Annotated in this window: 11 protein-coding genes; all 11 read right to left on the bottom strand. The window is 65.7% G+C overall.

Features of this window, described 5'->3' with window-relative positions; all coding sequences use genetic code 11:
* Positions 1 to 77: 77 nt before the first annotated feature.
* Positions 78 to 2,246: a phage infection protein gene (locus tag EGY25_RS09985; protein WP_135194825.1), complete on the bottom strand. Its 2,169-nt coding sequence runs from the start codon at positions 2,244 to 2,246 to the stop codon at positions 78 to 80.
* A gap of 426 nt (positions 2,247 to 2,672) precedes the next feature.
* The gene (locus tag EGY25_RS09980) at positions 2,673 to 3,854 is read right to left on the bottom strand and encodes an acetyl-CoA C-acyltransferase (protein ID WP_135194824.1); all 1,182 of its coding nucleotides are present in this window, start codon (positions 3,852 to 3,854) and stop codon (positions 2,673 to 2,675) included.
* 58 nt (positions 3,855 to 3,912) lie between these two features.
* Positions 3,913 to 4,878, bottom strand: a complete 966-nt coding sequence (locus EGY25_RS16665; protein WP_135194823.1) for a flavin reductase family protein — start codon at positions 4,876 to 4,878, stop codon at positions 3,913 to 3,915.
* Positions 4,879 to 4,960: 82 nt separating this feature from the next.
* Positions 4,961 to 5,650: a response regulator gene (locus EGY25_RS09970; RefSeq protein ID WP_135194822.1), complete on the bottom strand. Its 690-nt coding sequence runs from the start codon at positions 5,648 to 5,650 to the stop codon at positions 4,961 to 4,963.
* Complete coding sequence (locus EGY25_RS09965; RefSeq protein ID WP_135194821.1) at positions 5,650 to 8,337, bottom strand: sensor histidine kinase; 2,688 nt, start codon at positions 8,335 to 8,337, stop codon at positions 5,650 to 5,652. The genes EGY25_RS09970 and EGY25_RS09965 overlap by 1 nt, the downstream gene beginning before the upstream one ends.
* Positions 8,338 to 8,916 (bottom strand): K(+)-transporting ATPase subunit C, encoded by a 579-nt coding sequence (gene kdpC, locus EGY25_RS09960; RefSeq protein ID WP_135194820.1) that lies wholly within the window; start codon positions 8,914 to 8,916, stop codon positions 8,338 to 8,340.
* Positions 8,917 to 8,926: 10 nt separating this feature from the next.
* Positions 8,927 to 9,643, bottom strand: a complete 717-nt coding sequence (locus EGY25_RS09955) for a TorF family putative porin (protein WP_135194819.1) — start codon at positions 9,641 to 9,643, stop codon at positions 8,927 to 8,929.
* Positions 9,636 to 9,791, bottom strand: coding sequence for a hypothetical protein (locus EGY25_RS16550; RefSeq protein ID WP_167762531.1), 156 nt, complete (start codon positions 9,789 to 9,791; stop codon positions 9,636 to 9,638). The genes EGY25_RS09955 and EGY25_RS16550 overlap by 8 nt, the downstream gene beginning before the upstream one ends.
* Positions 9,791 to 11,872, bottom strand: coding sequence for a potassium-transporting ATPase subunit KdpB (kdpB, locus tag EGY25_RS09950; RefSeq protein WP_135194818.1), 2,082 nt, complete (start codon positions 11,870 to 11,872; stop codon positions 9,791 to 9,793). Before kdpB ends, EGY25_RS16550 begins: the two co-directional genes overlap by 1 nt.
* An 18-nt stretch (positions 11,873 to 11,890) precedes the next feature.
* A complete protein-coding gene (kdpA, locus tag EGY25_RS09945; RefSeq protein WP_135194817.1) occupies positions 11,891 to 13,600 on the bottom strand; it encodes a potassium-transporting ATPase subunit KdpA in 1,710 nt (569 codons plus the stop codon).
* A gap of 18 nt (positions 13,601 to 13,618) precedes the next feature.
* Positions 13,619 to 13,708, bottom strand: coding sequence for a potassium-transporting ATPase subunit F (locus EGY25_RS09940; protein ID WP_135194816.1), 90 nt, complete (start codon positions 13,706 to 13,708; stop codon positions 13,619 to 13,621).
* Positions 13,709 to 13,943: the final 235 nt, after the last annotated feature.

The raw sequence follows: 13,943 nt of genomic DNA, 5'->3' as shown, positions 1-13,943 counted from the left end.
GCTTACCCCCAGCAATCGCAGGAGATAATGGCTCTTACCGACCCGCTCAAGGGTTCAACTAGCACTACGCATCGTGTTCATTGAAGAGCGATCACGTCTTGATACAAGCGCCGAAGGTGCTCATCCGACATGTCTAGGATCGGTTCATACATGAACGAATTGAGATGAATATTCTCGGGCGTCATCAGCGCCACTCGTTCAAGAACCTTGATCCCAGCCGTCTCGGTCGGAAATTCCTTTTTGAACTTGCGCACTAGCCGTGAGGTTTGGTTCGAGGAAATGGCGTTTGTAAACGTTGGGTCTGCGATCTTGGCGATCATGTACCGTTCGGCCGCCAGCCGCACGGCGATGGCGAGCACGATTTTGTTTTCGAAGTTCGCGCCTTCGGCAGCAGCGATGCAAGCTGCCGCAGATTCGTCGATTGACTGAAAGACCGTCTTGGCAGGGTTTGAGTGCGCCGCGTCCCCCCCGAAGAGCTGATTGTAAATGGCGTCGAGATCGCCATGCGTGATTGCGGCAGACCCCTGTTTGACGTGCAGCAGGTCCGTCAGCTTCGCAAAGTTGGGGTCGTTATCCCCGCTCGTGAATTCGATAAGATTCCGCATAAAGGGAATTGAGGCCACGCGCTTCTTTTCATCGACGAAGAAGTTCAGCTTCCAGTCGTTGACAAATATATTGTTGATACCCTGCGCCGGATAGAGCGTGACTCCAGCGCTAGACTTCGACGCCATGAAGCAGCAGCTATAAGAAGCGATTCCGCGCGAGTTGACCGTACGGAAGAAGTCGAAATTGTGCGTGAGTATGATCTGGCGGAACAGTCCGTCCTCGGCAATATCGCCGAGATACTGTACGATTGCATATTTGTTCTTGTAATCAAAGGAGTCAGCGACGTCGTCAACGATAACAAGGGTGGGCGCACCTAGCTTTCGACGTAGCTCAATCTCGAACAACACATTCAGAAGATAAAACGCTTTGCGCTCGCCGGTGCTCAAGCCTGCTATGAGATCTGCGCGATTCACGCTCACAGATTCACCCGCGTCTTCAAACCTGAAATCGAGAGCAAGCATCGGCTCTTTCGCCAGCGCAACGGCGATTAGGTTCTTGGGTGCCAGCTTGAACGGCACCGAGAACCGGTCGTTGAAGATGTCGATAACCTCCTGCCATTGCGTTCGCTCCGACGCAGCTGCAGCCTCGATTTCTAGACGTCGCTTCTCAGTCGATTGGCGTTGATCGAGCAAGCGCAAATAGACATCTTCGTTCGCTTTGAAGTACGACTTCCAAACCAAATCCTTAAGGGCCGCGATGTTCGTGAGGTACGGAAGGAGGTCTTCGTGATCGGACAGATATGCCTCGAATTTTCGGGCATCTGCGTTCTTTTCCAGTAGCGCCGCGAGTTGTTCGTACTTCTTTCGAAGCGCCGGATCATTCGTGATCACGTCGCGTTCTTTCTGGATGATCTCCTTCAGCTCCTGCTCGGTCTTGATTTGAACATCACCACCGCCCTTGAGCATGATGGTGTGATCGGCCTTGAAGAAGCCATTGTCAGATAAACTTTTCGCGATTTGTCCGGCATTGAAATAGTTGAACGTTCCGCGCTTGAAATAAGTCGAAGCATCAATTAGTTCGTTATATTTCTTTATATAATCTGCAATTATGTCTTTAGAATATTCTTGATTAAGTACAGAAAGCCCCCTCTCGTCGAAAAGCTTGTCATATTCGACGCTTGAGAAAGGTGTTTCTGTTAGCGAGGCGACCTCATCTTTGACCCGCGCGAGGGCGGCGTAAAACTGATCGTTCGTCGGCGTGAAGGTCGAGGAGATTTCTGCTTCGAGGTCGCGCTTGGAGCCTGAGGTGGCTTTCAAAGCCTTCAAGAACTCCGCCTTGGTGGCGTCAAGGTCCGCGTGGAGCCTCTCATATTCGTCTCGAAGCGTCGCGTTTACGAGCAATGCCGACGTTTTGGCTGAATGGCCGAAGCTTTCATCATAGGGGCGGACGACGAGAATTTCCTCCGGCTTGATCGCAGCTCCGCTCTCATCGACGACGGAGCAGGCCGTCACGCGATCAGGAAAGAACCGGTCGATCGGTTGCTTGCCATCCGCGAGCGCTTGAAAGGTGTTTGCCAGTGAAGATTTCATAGCGCCGTTCGGCGCGTATACGGCGGCGACCTGGCACTTCGTGAAATCGAATTCAACATTAAGCTTTTTGATCCCGTAGCAGTTTTCGAGATCAATCTTGAGCTTCTGCATCTTTCCCCCGAGCAGCTTGATTGCGGGCGCTTTCAGACGCCGCGATTGACTTAACCTAAAGCGCGCCAGCACGCCTGCCTATGAGCTTCCAGCGGCTTAGGCATGCCGTGCCGTCGATCGCCGCGGTGATCGGCAGATTAAACACGTCAACACGACAAAAACGGACGTAAGGTGCCGGACTGGGCACCTTAAGGGGGATAGTTGCAATCTGAGCGCTCCACACTTCTTGTCGAAAGCAGGAGCTAGCTAGCCTTAGGGTAGAAACATGGATCAAACGCCCGCCGCTCGTAAAGATACGCTTCTCGGCCGGGCTTCAACGTCCGCTGGTGGCAACCCAAACTTGATCGATTAGGCGATGGATGTCCTATTCCCAGTGTTGGAGGAAGCTCCCCAAGTCAACCAAGAGGGCCCCAGAGCCAAAAACCCCTAAACCAACTCCACGCCCATCGCCGTCGCTTCGCCGCCGCCGATGCAGAGGGCGGCCATGCCCTTGGTCTTGCCGTGGGCTTTCAGGGCGGAGAGCAGGGTGGTCAGGACGCGGGCGCCGGATGCGCCGAGCGGGTGGCCCAAGGCGCAGGCGCCGCCGTTGACGTTGATCTTGTCGTGGGGGATGCCGAGTTCCTGCATCGCGATCATCGGCACGATGGCGAAGGCCTCGTTGACCTCCCACAGATCGACGTCGTCGGCGCTCCAGCCGGCCTTCTTCAGCGCCTTTTGCAAAGCGAAGACCGGGGCGGTGGTGAACAGGCTGGGCTCCTGGGCGTGGGCGGCCTGGCTGACGACGCGGGCGATGGGCGTCAGGCCCAGGGCCTGGGCCGTCGACTGACGCATCATGACCAGGGCGGCGGCGCCGTCCGAGATCGAGGCGGCCGAGGCGGCGGTGATGGTGCCGTCCTTGCCGAAGGCGGGCTTCAGGTTGGGGATCTTGGACGGATCGGACTTGGTCGGCTGTTCGTCGCGGTCGATGATGACGGGGCCCTTGCGGGTCTTGACCTCGACCGGGGCGATCTCGGCGTCGAAGGCGCCGCTGTCCTGAGCCCGCTTGGCCCGGCCGGCGCTTTCGATGGCGTAGGCGTCCTGCTGCTCGCGGGTGAACTGATAGACCTTGGCCGTGTCCTCGGCGAACTGACCCATCAGCTTGCCGGGGGTGTAGGCGTCCTCCAGCCCGTCCAGATACATGCTGTCGGAAATGACGTCGTGGCCGATGCGGGCGCCGCCCCGGTGCTTTTGCATCAGATACGGAGCGTTGGTCATGGACTCCATGCCGCCCGCCACGATCACGTCGGCGGACCCGGCCGCCAGGGCGTCATGCGCCATCATGGCCGCCTGCATGCCCGAGCCGCACATCTTGTTGATGGTAGTCGCCTCGGTCGAGACGGGAAGGCCCGCCCCCATCCCCGCCTGACGCGCCGGCGCCTGGCCCAGGCCGGCGGGCAGGACGCAGCCCATGATGATCTGCTCGACCTTGTTTGGGTCCAGCCCGGCGCGCTCCAGCGCCGCCTTGACCGCGACGGCGCCCAGGTCGGTGGACTTGGCGTCCGACAGCGCGCCCTGGAAACCGCCCATCGGGGTTCTGGCGTAGGAGACGATGACGACGGGATCGGACATGAAGCGGTTCCTCTTGCTTGCGGCGACAGATAGCGATCCGACCGATCAATTCAAAGCGTCAGGAGAAGTGCAGCCGCCGATACTTGCCCCGGAAATAGAGCAGGGGATCGCGTCGCGGCTCGAACCGCGCGCGCTTGACCCGGCCGATGATGACCAGGTGGTCGCCGGCCTCGACGATCTGCTCCGTGCCGCATTCAAAACTGGCCAGGGCGCCGGACAGGATGGGCGCGCCGGTGTCCCAGGTCTCCCACGCCACGTCCTGGAACCGGTCGGCCTGGGACCGGGCGAAGACGCCGGAGGTCGGCTGCTGGCCGATGTGCAGGACGTTGATGGCGAAATGCTCGGCCTGACGGAAACGCTCGACGTTGGTGGACGAGCGCGCCAGGCAGAACAGGATCAGCGGCGGGTCCAGCGACACCGACGAAAAGGAGTTGGCGGTCAGGCCGACGGGCTGTCCGGCCTCGTCCAGGGTGGTCACCACCGTCACCCCGGTCGCGAAACAGCCCAGGGCGTCGCGCAGGGTGCGCGGGTCGGACCCGGCCTGATAGAGCATGGCCTCGCGCGGGGCCTGGCGTTCGAGGAAGCCCAGCAGGGCGGCGTTCTCGGCCTCGGCATCGTCGCCGCGTAAAACCACCTGAATCGGCACGCCGGCCAGCAGGGTCTCGACCTCGGGCGACAGCGCGCCCTGCCCTTCTGCGGCGACGATCACCAGACAACTGGCCAGGGCCGGGCCGGTGACGGCCAGGGCGGGGGCCACGACCGGCAAGGTCTCGTCCGCACAGACGATGGCCGGGCGCGACGGGATTTCGGTCAGCAGCCGCCTGAGCGCCGCCGGGCCGTCCTCGGTCTGATCGAAATCGGCCGCCAGGACGACATGACGCCCGGCCTCGACCAGCGCCCGCACCGAGCGCCGCCAGTCGCCCGACAGACGCTCGGGCGCGCCGATCAGCAGGACTATGGGATCCTCCGGGTCGCCCCAGCTTTCGACGTCCAGGCCTCCGATCCGGGGCGGCGATGCGGTCATGAGGCGGGTCGGTCCGGTCTGTGGTGGGGCGAAAGCGCCGTCTCTAATAAGGGAAGTCCGGCGGCCGACGCCAGCAGGACGATCAGACGTTCAGCCGATAACCGACGCTGGGTTCGGTGACCACCAGGGTCGGCTCGGCCGGATCGACCTCCAGCTTGTGCCTGAGCTGGCCGACGACGACCCGCAGATATTGCACGTCGTCGGCATGGCCGGCGCCCCAGACAGTCTTGAGCAGATCGACGTGGCCCAGCACCTTGCCGGCGTTGCGCGCCAGATAGGCCAGGACGTCGTATTCCTTGGGCCTCAGCTTCACCCGCTCGCCCGCGCGGGTGACGATGCGGCGGTCCAGATCGATCGCGACATCCCCGACCGTGACCACGCCGCCCGCGACCGGCGTCAACGCGCCCTGACGCAGGCCGGCGCGGATGCGGGCCAGCAGTTCGCCGACGCCGAACGGCTTTTCCACATAGTCGTTGGCGCCCAGATCCAGCGCCACGATCTTCTCGGCCTCGCGGTCGCGGGCGGACAGGACGATGATCGGTCCCTGATAGAAGTCCCGCGCGCGCGTCAGCACGTCCTTGCCGTCCATGTCGGGCAGACCCAGGTCCAGCACGACCGCGTCGGGGCTCCACAGGGCGATAGCGCGCAGGCCCTCCTGACCGCTGTCGGCGCGGCGAGGTTCATAGCCGGCGGCGTCCAGGGCGGGGGCCAGGAAGCGGTGGATCTGGGGCTCGTCGTCGATGACCAGAACCTGGGGGCGAACGGCGGACATCACAGCAGATCCGGGTGGGTGGCGATGGACTTGGGCAGGCTGATCAGGATGCGGGTGCCCAGCTTGCCGCCGTCCGGTCCATCCTGGATCGGGCTGGCGGCGGCGATGCGGCCTCGCATGGCCTCGACGAAGCCCTTGGCGATGGCCAGGCCCAGGCCCGCCCCTTTGGCCCGGTCGGTGGACTCCTCCATGCGGCGAAACTTGTCGAACACGCGCTCCAGCTCGGCAGTGGGAATGCCGCGCCCCTCGTCCTCGATGGAGATGACGACGGCGCCGCGATCCTCATAGGCCGCCAGTTCGATGGTCGTGCCGTCGGGGCTGTAGGCAATGGCGTTTTCCAGAATGTTGACCACCGCCTGTTCCAGCAGGCCCGGATCGGCCTCGACCATGCTGAGCTGAGCCGGGAAGTCGCGCGTGATGCGGCGCTGGCCCAGGCGGCGCGACACCCGGTCGGCGGCGGCGTTCAGGATGTCGCGCACATCGCTCCAGTCGGTGCGGACGTTCAGCCCCCCGCCCTCCAGCCGGGTCATGTCCAGCAAGTCGCCGACATAGCGCGACAGGCGTTCGGCCTCCTCGCGGATGCTGAGCAGCAGGTCGTCGCGGACCTCGGGCTTCAGGGTCGCGCCATAGTCGATCAGGGTCGTCGCCGATCCCAGGACGGTGGACAGGGGCGTGCGCAGATCATGGCTGACCGAGTTCATCAGGGCAGCGCGGAAACGGTCGGCGCGGCGCAGGGTCTCGGTCTCCAGCGCCTGACCGGCCAGATCCGCCCGCTCCAACGCCACCGCGCCCTGATCCAGCAATGCCATGGCCAGGCGTTCCTCGTCCGAGCCCGCCGCCACGGCCGAGGCGTCGATGCCCGCCACGCCGGCCCGCCCGCGCACGCCCTGTAAAGGCTGAAACCGCCAATGGGTCTGCGGCAGAGTGCCGGTGCCGTGTCCCGTGACCTCGCCGTGGGTCCAGGCCCAGCGGGCGGCGGCCATGGCGTCGGGCGCCAGCGTCAGGCTTTCGGGACTGGCGGCCGTCAGGGTCAAATCGTCGTCCTCAGGCAGCAGGACGACCGCCCCGGCCCCGGCGGCGGCCGAGGCCTGTTCAGCCAGGGTTCGGGCCGTGGTGGCGCGATCCTGACCCGCCGACAGGGTCTGGCTGGCCGCCAGAAGGGCCGAGACGGCGGCAGCGCGACGTTGGGCCGCCCTGGCCTGTTCGCGCACCCGCCCCGCCAGGGCGCCCGTGCCCAAGGCCACGCCCCAGAACAGGATAAGGGTCAGGAAATCGGTCGGCGAACCGATCAGGAAGCTGTAGCGCGGCTGAAGGAAGAGGAAGTTGTAGGTCAGGAAGGCCAGCGTCGCCGCCGCCAGCGCAGGCCGCAAGCCGTTCAGAACCCCCGCCGCCACAACCGCCGCCAGATAGATGACGCCCAGATCGACCCGCTCGAACCGCGTGTCCAGCAACAGGGCGACGCCGGTCGCGGCCACGACGAAGCCCGCGCCGGTCGTATAGGCGCGCCATTCCAGGGCCGCTCGGGCACCGGGCTTGAGCGCCGGTTCGGGGGCGGTCAGATCGCCTTCGGTCACGACGTGGACGGCCACGCCCTGGGCCTTGCGCAACAGTTCGGTCGCCAGCGCCCGACCGGTCCACTCGGCGAACCGCCCGCCGCGCGTCTTGCCGATGACGATTTGGGTGACGTTGTTGCGGTGGGCGTGATCCAGCACGGCGCGCACCACGTCGTCGCCGCTGATCGTCACCGGCCGGCCGCCCAATTGTTCGGCCAGCTTGAAGCCCTCGGACAGCCGGCCCGCCGAGCGGGCGTCGGCGCGCGATCCGCTGGGCCGTTCGACGTGAGCCACCGACCATGGGGCGTCCATCATCATGTCCGACATCCGTCGCCCGGTGCGAACCAGCGATGCGGTCATGGCGTCGCCGCCGACCAGCACCAGAATCCGCTCGTTCGCCGCCCACGGCCCCGCCACGCCGCGCTCGCGCAGATGCGACAGCAACTGATCGTCCACCGTCTGGGCCGCGCGGCGCAGGGCCAGTTCGCGCAGCGCCGTCAGGTTCTCGATCTTGAAGAAGTTCTCGGACGCCACCCGCGCCGTCTCGGGCACATAGACCTTGCCCTCGGCCAGACGCGCCCGCAGGTCTTCGGGCGTGATGTCGATGACCTCGATGTCGTCGGCGCCGGTCAAGGCGCTGTCGGGCACGGCCTCCCTCTGGCGCACGCCAGTGATGCGCAGGACGACGTCGGACAGGCTCTCCAGATGCTGGATGTTCAACGTCGTCCAGATGTCGATCCCGGCGTCGCGCATCTCCTCCACGTCCTGCCACCGTTTCGGGTGGCGCGACCCCGGCGCATTGGAGTGGGCGTATTCGTCGACCAGCAGCAGTTCGGGACGCCGCGCCAGGGCGCCGTCGAGGTCGAACTCCATCAGCGCGCGGTCGCGGTGATCGATCGGCGCGCGCGGCATGACGTCCAGTCCGCGCAGCAGGCTCATCGTCTCCTTGCGGCCGTGGGTCTCGACCACGCCGACGACGACATCCAGCCCCTCGGCCTTTCGGCGGCGCGCGGCGCGCAGCATTTCGTAGGTCTTGCCCACGCCGGGCGACATGCCCAGAAACACCTTCAGCCGCCCGCGCTTGCGGCGCGGAACGGCTGAAGTCGCGGGCGTTTCGGGCGCCGGTTCGGGCAATCAGCCCTCCGCGCCGAAGCGGGCGTCCAGCGCGCGATTGGTCATCAGGACATTGACGTGCGGCTGGCCGATGAAGCCGAGGAAGGCTCCCTCGGTCCGCTCGTCGATGATGCTCTGGACCTGCTGCACGGGAACGCCTCTGGCGCGGGCGATCCGCGCGGCCTGAAGCCGAGCGTAGGCCGGAGACACGTCCGGGTCGAGGCCCGAACCCGAGGTCGTCACCGCATCGGCGGGGATGACGCCGGGGCCGTCCTCGGCGCGAATGGCCTGGGCGGTTTCGGCGACCCGCGCCGCCAGGTCCGGATTCAGCGGCCCCAGGTTCGAGCCGGACGAGGCGGCGGCGTCATAGCCGTCGCCCGCCGCCGAGGGGCGCGGATGCAGATAGGTCGCGCCGACGAACGGCTGACCGATCAACGAGGAGCCTACCACCTGACCGCCGGCGTCGCGCACCAGGCTGCCGTTGGCCTGATCCGGGAAGGCGACCTGGGCCACGCCCGTGACGGCCAGCGGATAGGCCAGGCCCAGCAGCAGGGTGAACAGGGCCGTCATGACGAGGGCCGGGCGAAGTTGATTGACCATGGTCGTCGCCTCAGAAACTGGCCTTCAGCGTCGCCACGGCGCGCGCGCCGTAGATGTCGCCGAAGTCGTGTTGATCGGTGTCGTGATAGCGGACGTCCAAAGCCAGATTGCTGGTCAGCTGATAGGCCGCGCCCAGGTTCCAGGTGGTGTAGTCCAGGTCCGACGAGACCCACTGACGCCCGACGGCGCCCGAGAGGGTCCATTTGTCGGCCGGGCTGACGGCGCCGTTGATCTCGGCATAGGTCGCCTCGTCTTCCGACGCGCCGAAGAAGTCGGGCGAATAATAGACTGCGGCCCCGAGGGTGGCCGGGCCGACGGCGCGCGAGGCGGCGGCTTTCAGCTCGACATAATCATAGTCCGCGCCGTCCGGCTGACCGGCGTAGAGGTAGCCGATCACGCCGAAGTCCAGGGCATAGCCGGCGACCTCGGGCCGATAGCCGGCGTAGAGGTCGACCTCGGCGTCGGTGTCGTCGCCGAAATCGACGTTGGAGGCCCAGCCGCCGGCGTAGAAGCCGTTGCTGGTCAGGTCGACGCCAGCCGAGATCGCCGGGTTTTCCTGGGTCTGGCTGACGCCGCGGAAGACGTAGTCGGAAGTCACGGCGACGTTTGCCGAGACGTCCTGGGCCTTGGCTTCGCTGCACAGGCCCAGGCCGGCGATGCCAGCGATACAGGCGGCGGCGAACCAGGCGTCGTTACGGCCCGAGGCTTTGGAGAGGGGTTTACGCATTGGAATTCTCATTTTGAACAGGATGGATGGCTCTGGGGTTCGAACCGTTGCGCTGGTCGGTTTCCCGCATCGTCGCCACGCCCCACAGGGCCGCAATGACCAGCACTGCGAGGACGAGTTGAAGGATGCGGGAAACCTCCTGGCGCATCAGGCCAGGCCCAGGCCGGAGATGACGAGGTCGATCAGCTTGATGCCGACGAACGGGGCGATCAGGCCGCCCAGGCCGTAGATCAGCAGGTTGCGACCCAGGAGGGCGCCCGCGCCGATGGCCCGGTATTTGACGCCCTTCAGCGCCAGCGGGATCAGGGCGACGATGACCAGGGCGTTGAAGATGACCGCCGACAGGATGGCGCTCTCGGGGCTGTGCAGCCGCATCACGTTCAGCGCACCCAGCGACGGCAGGGCGACCACGAACATCGCCGGGATGATGGCGAAATACTTGGCCACGTCGTTGGCGACCGAGAAGGTCGTCAGGGCGCCGCGCGTGATCAGCAGTTGCTTGCCGACCTCGACGATCTCGATGACCTTGGTCGGGTCGCTGTCGAGATCGACCATATTGCCGGCCTCGCGGGCGGCCTGGGCGCCGGTCTGCATGGCTACGCCGACGTCGGCTTGAGCCAGCGCGGGTGCGTCGTTGGCGCCGTCGCCGCACATGGCGACCAGCCGGCCCTTGGCCTGTTCGGCCTTGATGAGGCGCATCTTGTCCTCTGGCGTGGCCTCGGCAAGGTAGTCATCGACCCCGGCTTCCGATGCGATGGCCGCCGCTGTGACCGGATTGTCGCCGGTGATCATGACGGTGCGCAGCCCCATGCGGCGCAGGTCGGCGAAGCGCGCCTTCACGCCCGGCTTGACCACGTCCTTCAGGTGGATGACCCCGACCAGGGCGCCGTTCTGGGTGACGGCCAGGGGCGTGCCGCCCGAACGGGCGATCCGGTCCACGGCCTGACGAAACTCGGCCGGGGCCGAACCGTCGGTCAGGTTCAGGTCCTTGAGTACGGCATCCACCGCGCCCTTGCGCCAGCTGTCCTTGCCGACGTCCAGGCCCGACTGGCGGGTCACGGCGGTGAAGGGAATGGCGACGGCGCCGGCCGGTTGATCGACCGAGACGCCTGCATTGCGGCCCAGTTCGACGATGGAGCGGCCTTCCGGCGTCTCGTCGGCCAAGGACGCCATGACGGCGGCAGCCAGGGCGGCTTCGGGACGAACGCCCGGAACCGGGATGACCTCGGTCGCCATGCGGTTGCCGAAGGTGATGGTGCCGGTCTTGTCGAGCAGCAGGGTGTCGACGTCGCCTGCCGCCTCCACCGCACGGCCCGAGGTCGCCAGCACATTGACCTTCAGCAGCCGATCCATGCCGGCGATGCCGACCGCAGACATCAGGCCCCCGATCGTCGTCGGGATCAGGGTGATGAACAGGGCGCCCAGGACGATGGGATCCAGATCGACGCCCGAATAGGCGCCGAGGCCCACCAGGGTCACGACCGCGATCAGGAAGATCAGGGTCAGACCGGCCAGCAGCACGGCCAGGGCCAGTTCGTTCGGCGTCTTCCTGCGGTCCGCGCCCTCGACCATGGCGATCATGCGGTCGAGGAAGGTCGAGCCCGGCTTGGCGGTGATGCGGACCTTGATCCAGTCGGAGACGACGGTGGTGCCGCCGGTCACGGCCGAACGGTCGCCGCCGCTTTCGCGGATCACCGGGGCGCTTTCGCCGGTAATGGCGGCCTCGTTGACCGAGGCCACGCCCTCGATGATCTCGCCGTCCGAGGCGATCACGTCGCCGGCTTCGACCAGGATGATCGACCCGACCTCAAGCTCGGAGGCGTTGGTCGGGACCACCGTGCCGGTCTTGGGATCGACGATCAGCTTGGCCTTGGTCGTGACGCGGGTGGCGCGCAGGCTGTCGGCCGCCGCCTTGCCGCGTCCCTCGGCGATGCTTTCGGCGACGTTGGCGAACAGGACCGTGGCCCACAGCCACAGGGCCAGTTGCACCGCAAAGCCCGCCGACTGACCGCCGGCGATGGCCGCCGCCGCCGAGATCGTGGACAGAAGCGCCACGATCCAGGTGGTGAAGATGACCGGGTTCTTGATCAGTTTGACGGGGTTCAGCTTGACGAAGGCGTCGCCGACGGCGCGTCCGATCATCGCCCCGGAGAGCCCGCCCGCGAGGGGCGACGCACGGCCGCCCTCGCGTGGGTCCCCCCGGCTCGTGTCCAATGTGATTTGTGTCATGTCAGGATGTCCGGGGGATCAGGCGCCGGCGACCGCAGCGAGCACCTGGAAGTGCTCGACGATCGGTCCCAGGGCGAGGGCGGGCAGGAACTGCAAACCGCCGAGGATGAGGATCACGCCGATCAGCAGGCCGATGAACAGGCCGTTGTCGGTGGGCAGGGTGCCGGGGCTGGGCGCTAACTTGGGCTTGACGACCAGGCTGCCGGCGATGGCCAGGACGGCGACGGCCGGAATGAACCGCCCGAACAACATGGCCAGTCCCAGGGTCGTGTTCCACCAGGGCGCATTGGCGGTCAGGCCCGCAAAGGCCGAACCGTTGTTCGCCGCCGCCGAGGTGTAGGCGTACAGGATCTCGGACAGCCCATGCGGCCCCTTGTTCAGCAGGCCCGCCAGCGCCGTCGGGAAGACGGCGGAGATCGCCGAGAACCCCAGCACCGCCAGCGGCAGGATCAGCACCGCGATCATGGCGAACTGGATCTCGCGCGCCTCGATCTTCTTGCCCAGATATTCCGGCGTGCGACCGACCATCAGACCGGCGACGAAGACCGACAACAGGGCCATGACCACCATGATGGCGATGCCCGAACCGACGCCGCCGGGCAGGATCTCGCCCAGTTGCATCAAAAACATCTGCAAGGCCCCACCCAAGGGCATGAAGCTGGCGTGCATCGAATTGACCGAGCCGTTGGAGGCGCCCGTCGTGACGACGGACCAGACGGTCGAGGCCGGCGCGCCGAAGCGGACCTCCTTGCCCTCCATGTTCACCGAGGCGTCCACCTGGGCTGCGACAAGGGACGGGGCCGGCTGGGTCTCGATCACATACATGGCCGCGCTTGAGACGGTCAGGATGATCAGGGCCGCCGCAGCCAAGGCCTTGATGTCGCGTCCCGCCAGGGCCGTGCGGCCGAAGGCGAAGAAGGCGGCCCAGCCCATGACGTTGATCGCGACGGCGCTCAGCAGGTTGGTGATGGCGTTCGGGTTCTCGAACGGGTGGGCGCCGTTGACGTTGAAGACGCCGCCGCCGTTGATCCCCAACTGCTTGATCGCGACCTGGCTGGCCGCCGGGAACAGCGGCAGGGTCTGCGACCCGCCCTCGACGCCGGTCGCATGGACATTGGCTGCCAGGCTCTGGACGATGCCGAGACCGGACAGGGCCACGGCCAGGATCAGGGCGGCGGGCAAAAGGACATAGAGGGTGGTGCGCGTCAGGTCGGCCCAGAAGTTGCCGACGCCCTCGCCGCGATTGGCGACGAAGGCCCGCGCCAGGGCGGCCGCAATGGTCGCGCCGGTTGCGGCCGAAACGAAGTTCTGCACCGTCAGACCGACCATCTGGCTGAAGGTCGACATCGTCGCCTCCCCGCCATAGCTCTGCCAGTTGGTGTTGGTGACGAAGCTGACGGCGGTGTTGAAGGCCAGGTGCGGCGACACACCCGCAAAGCCTTGCGGGTTCAGCGGCAACACGCCCTGCAGACGCAGGATCGCATATAGCAGCACAAAGCCCGCCAGGTTGAAGGCCAGCAGGGCGCCGGCGTATCCCAGCCAGCCCTGGCTGCGCTTCGGATCGACGCCGGCCGCGCCGTAGAAGACGGCCTCCACCGGCTTCAGCACCGGGTCCAGCCAGGTCCGCTCGCCGTTCCAGACGCGCGACATATAAATGCCGATGGGCCAGCCGAGCATTACGGCCAGCCCAAGGGTCAGGGCGATCTCGCCCCATCCTTGAATGTTCATGAATTCCGTCCCGGTCCCTTAGAACCGCTCGGGCCGCAGCAGCGCCGCGACCATGTAAACGGCGACGGCGACCGCCCCCGCCCCCCAGAGTATGGCGATCATCGTCATACCCGTTTCAATGCTGTGGCGAGCAGGGCGAAGGCGGCGAACGCCCCTGCCCCCACCGCCAGAAAGATCACGTCGGCCAATCCGGCCTCCTCAAGCTCAAGTGAAGCAGGAGGAGATCACGCGGGGCCGTAACGGCGCGATGTGAATCCCGGCTCAGGGCATAAAGGAACCATAATGCGAAGCGGCGGGTCCGGAATGCAGAAAGCCTCCGACCCGGTAGGATCGGAGGCTGTGA

Origin of the sequence: Brevundimonas intermedia (assembly GCF_004614235.1) — a bacterium.
In the GTDB taxonomy this organism is placed as follows: Bacteria; Pseudomonadota; Alphaproteobacteria; order Caulobacterales; family Caulobacteraceae; genus Brevundimonas; species Brevundimonas intermedia_A.
The sequence above is the reverse complement of the archived record's forward strand: the minus strand, read 5'-3'. Positions and strand labels throughout refer to the sequence as shown.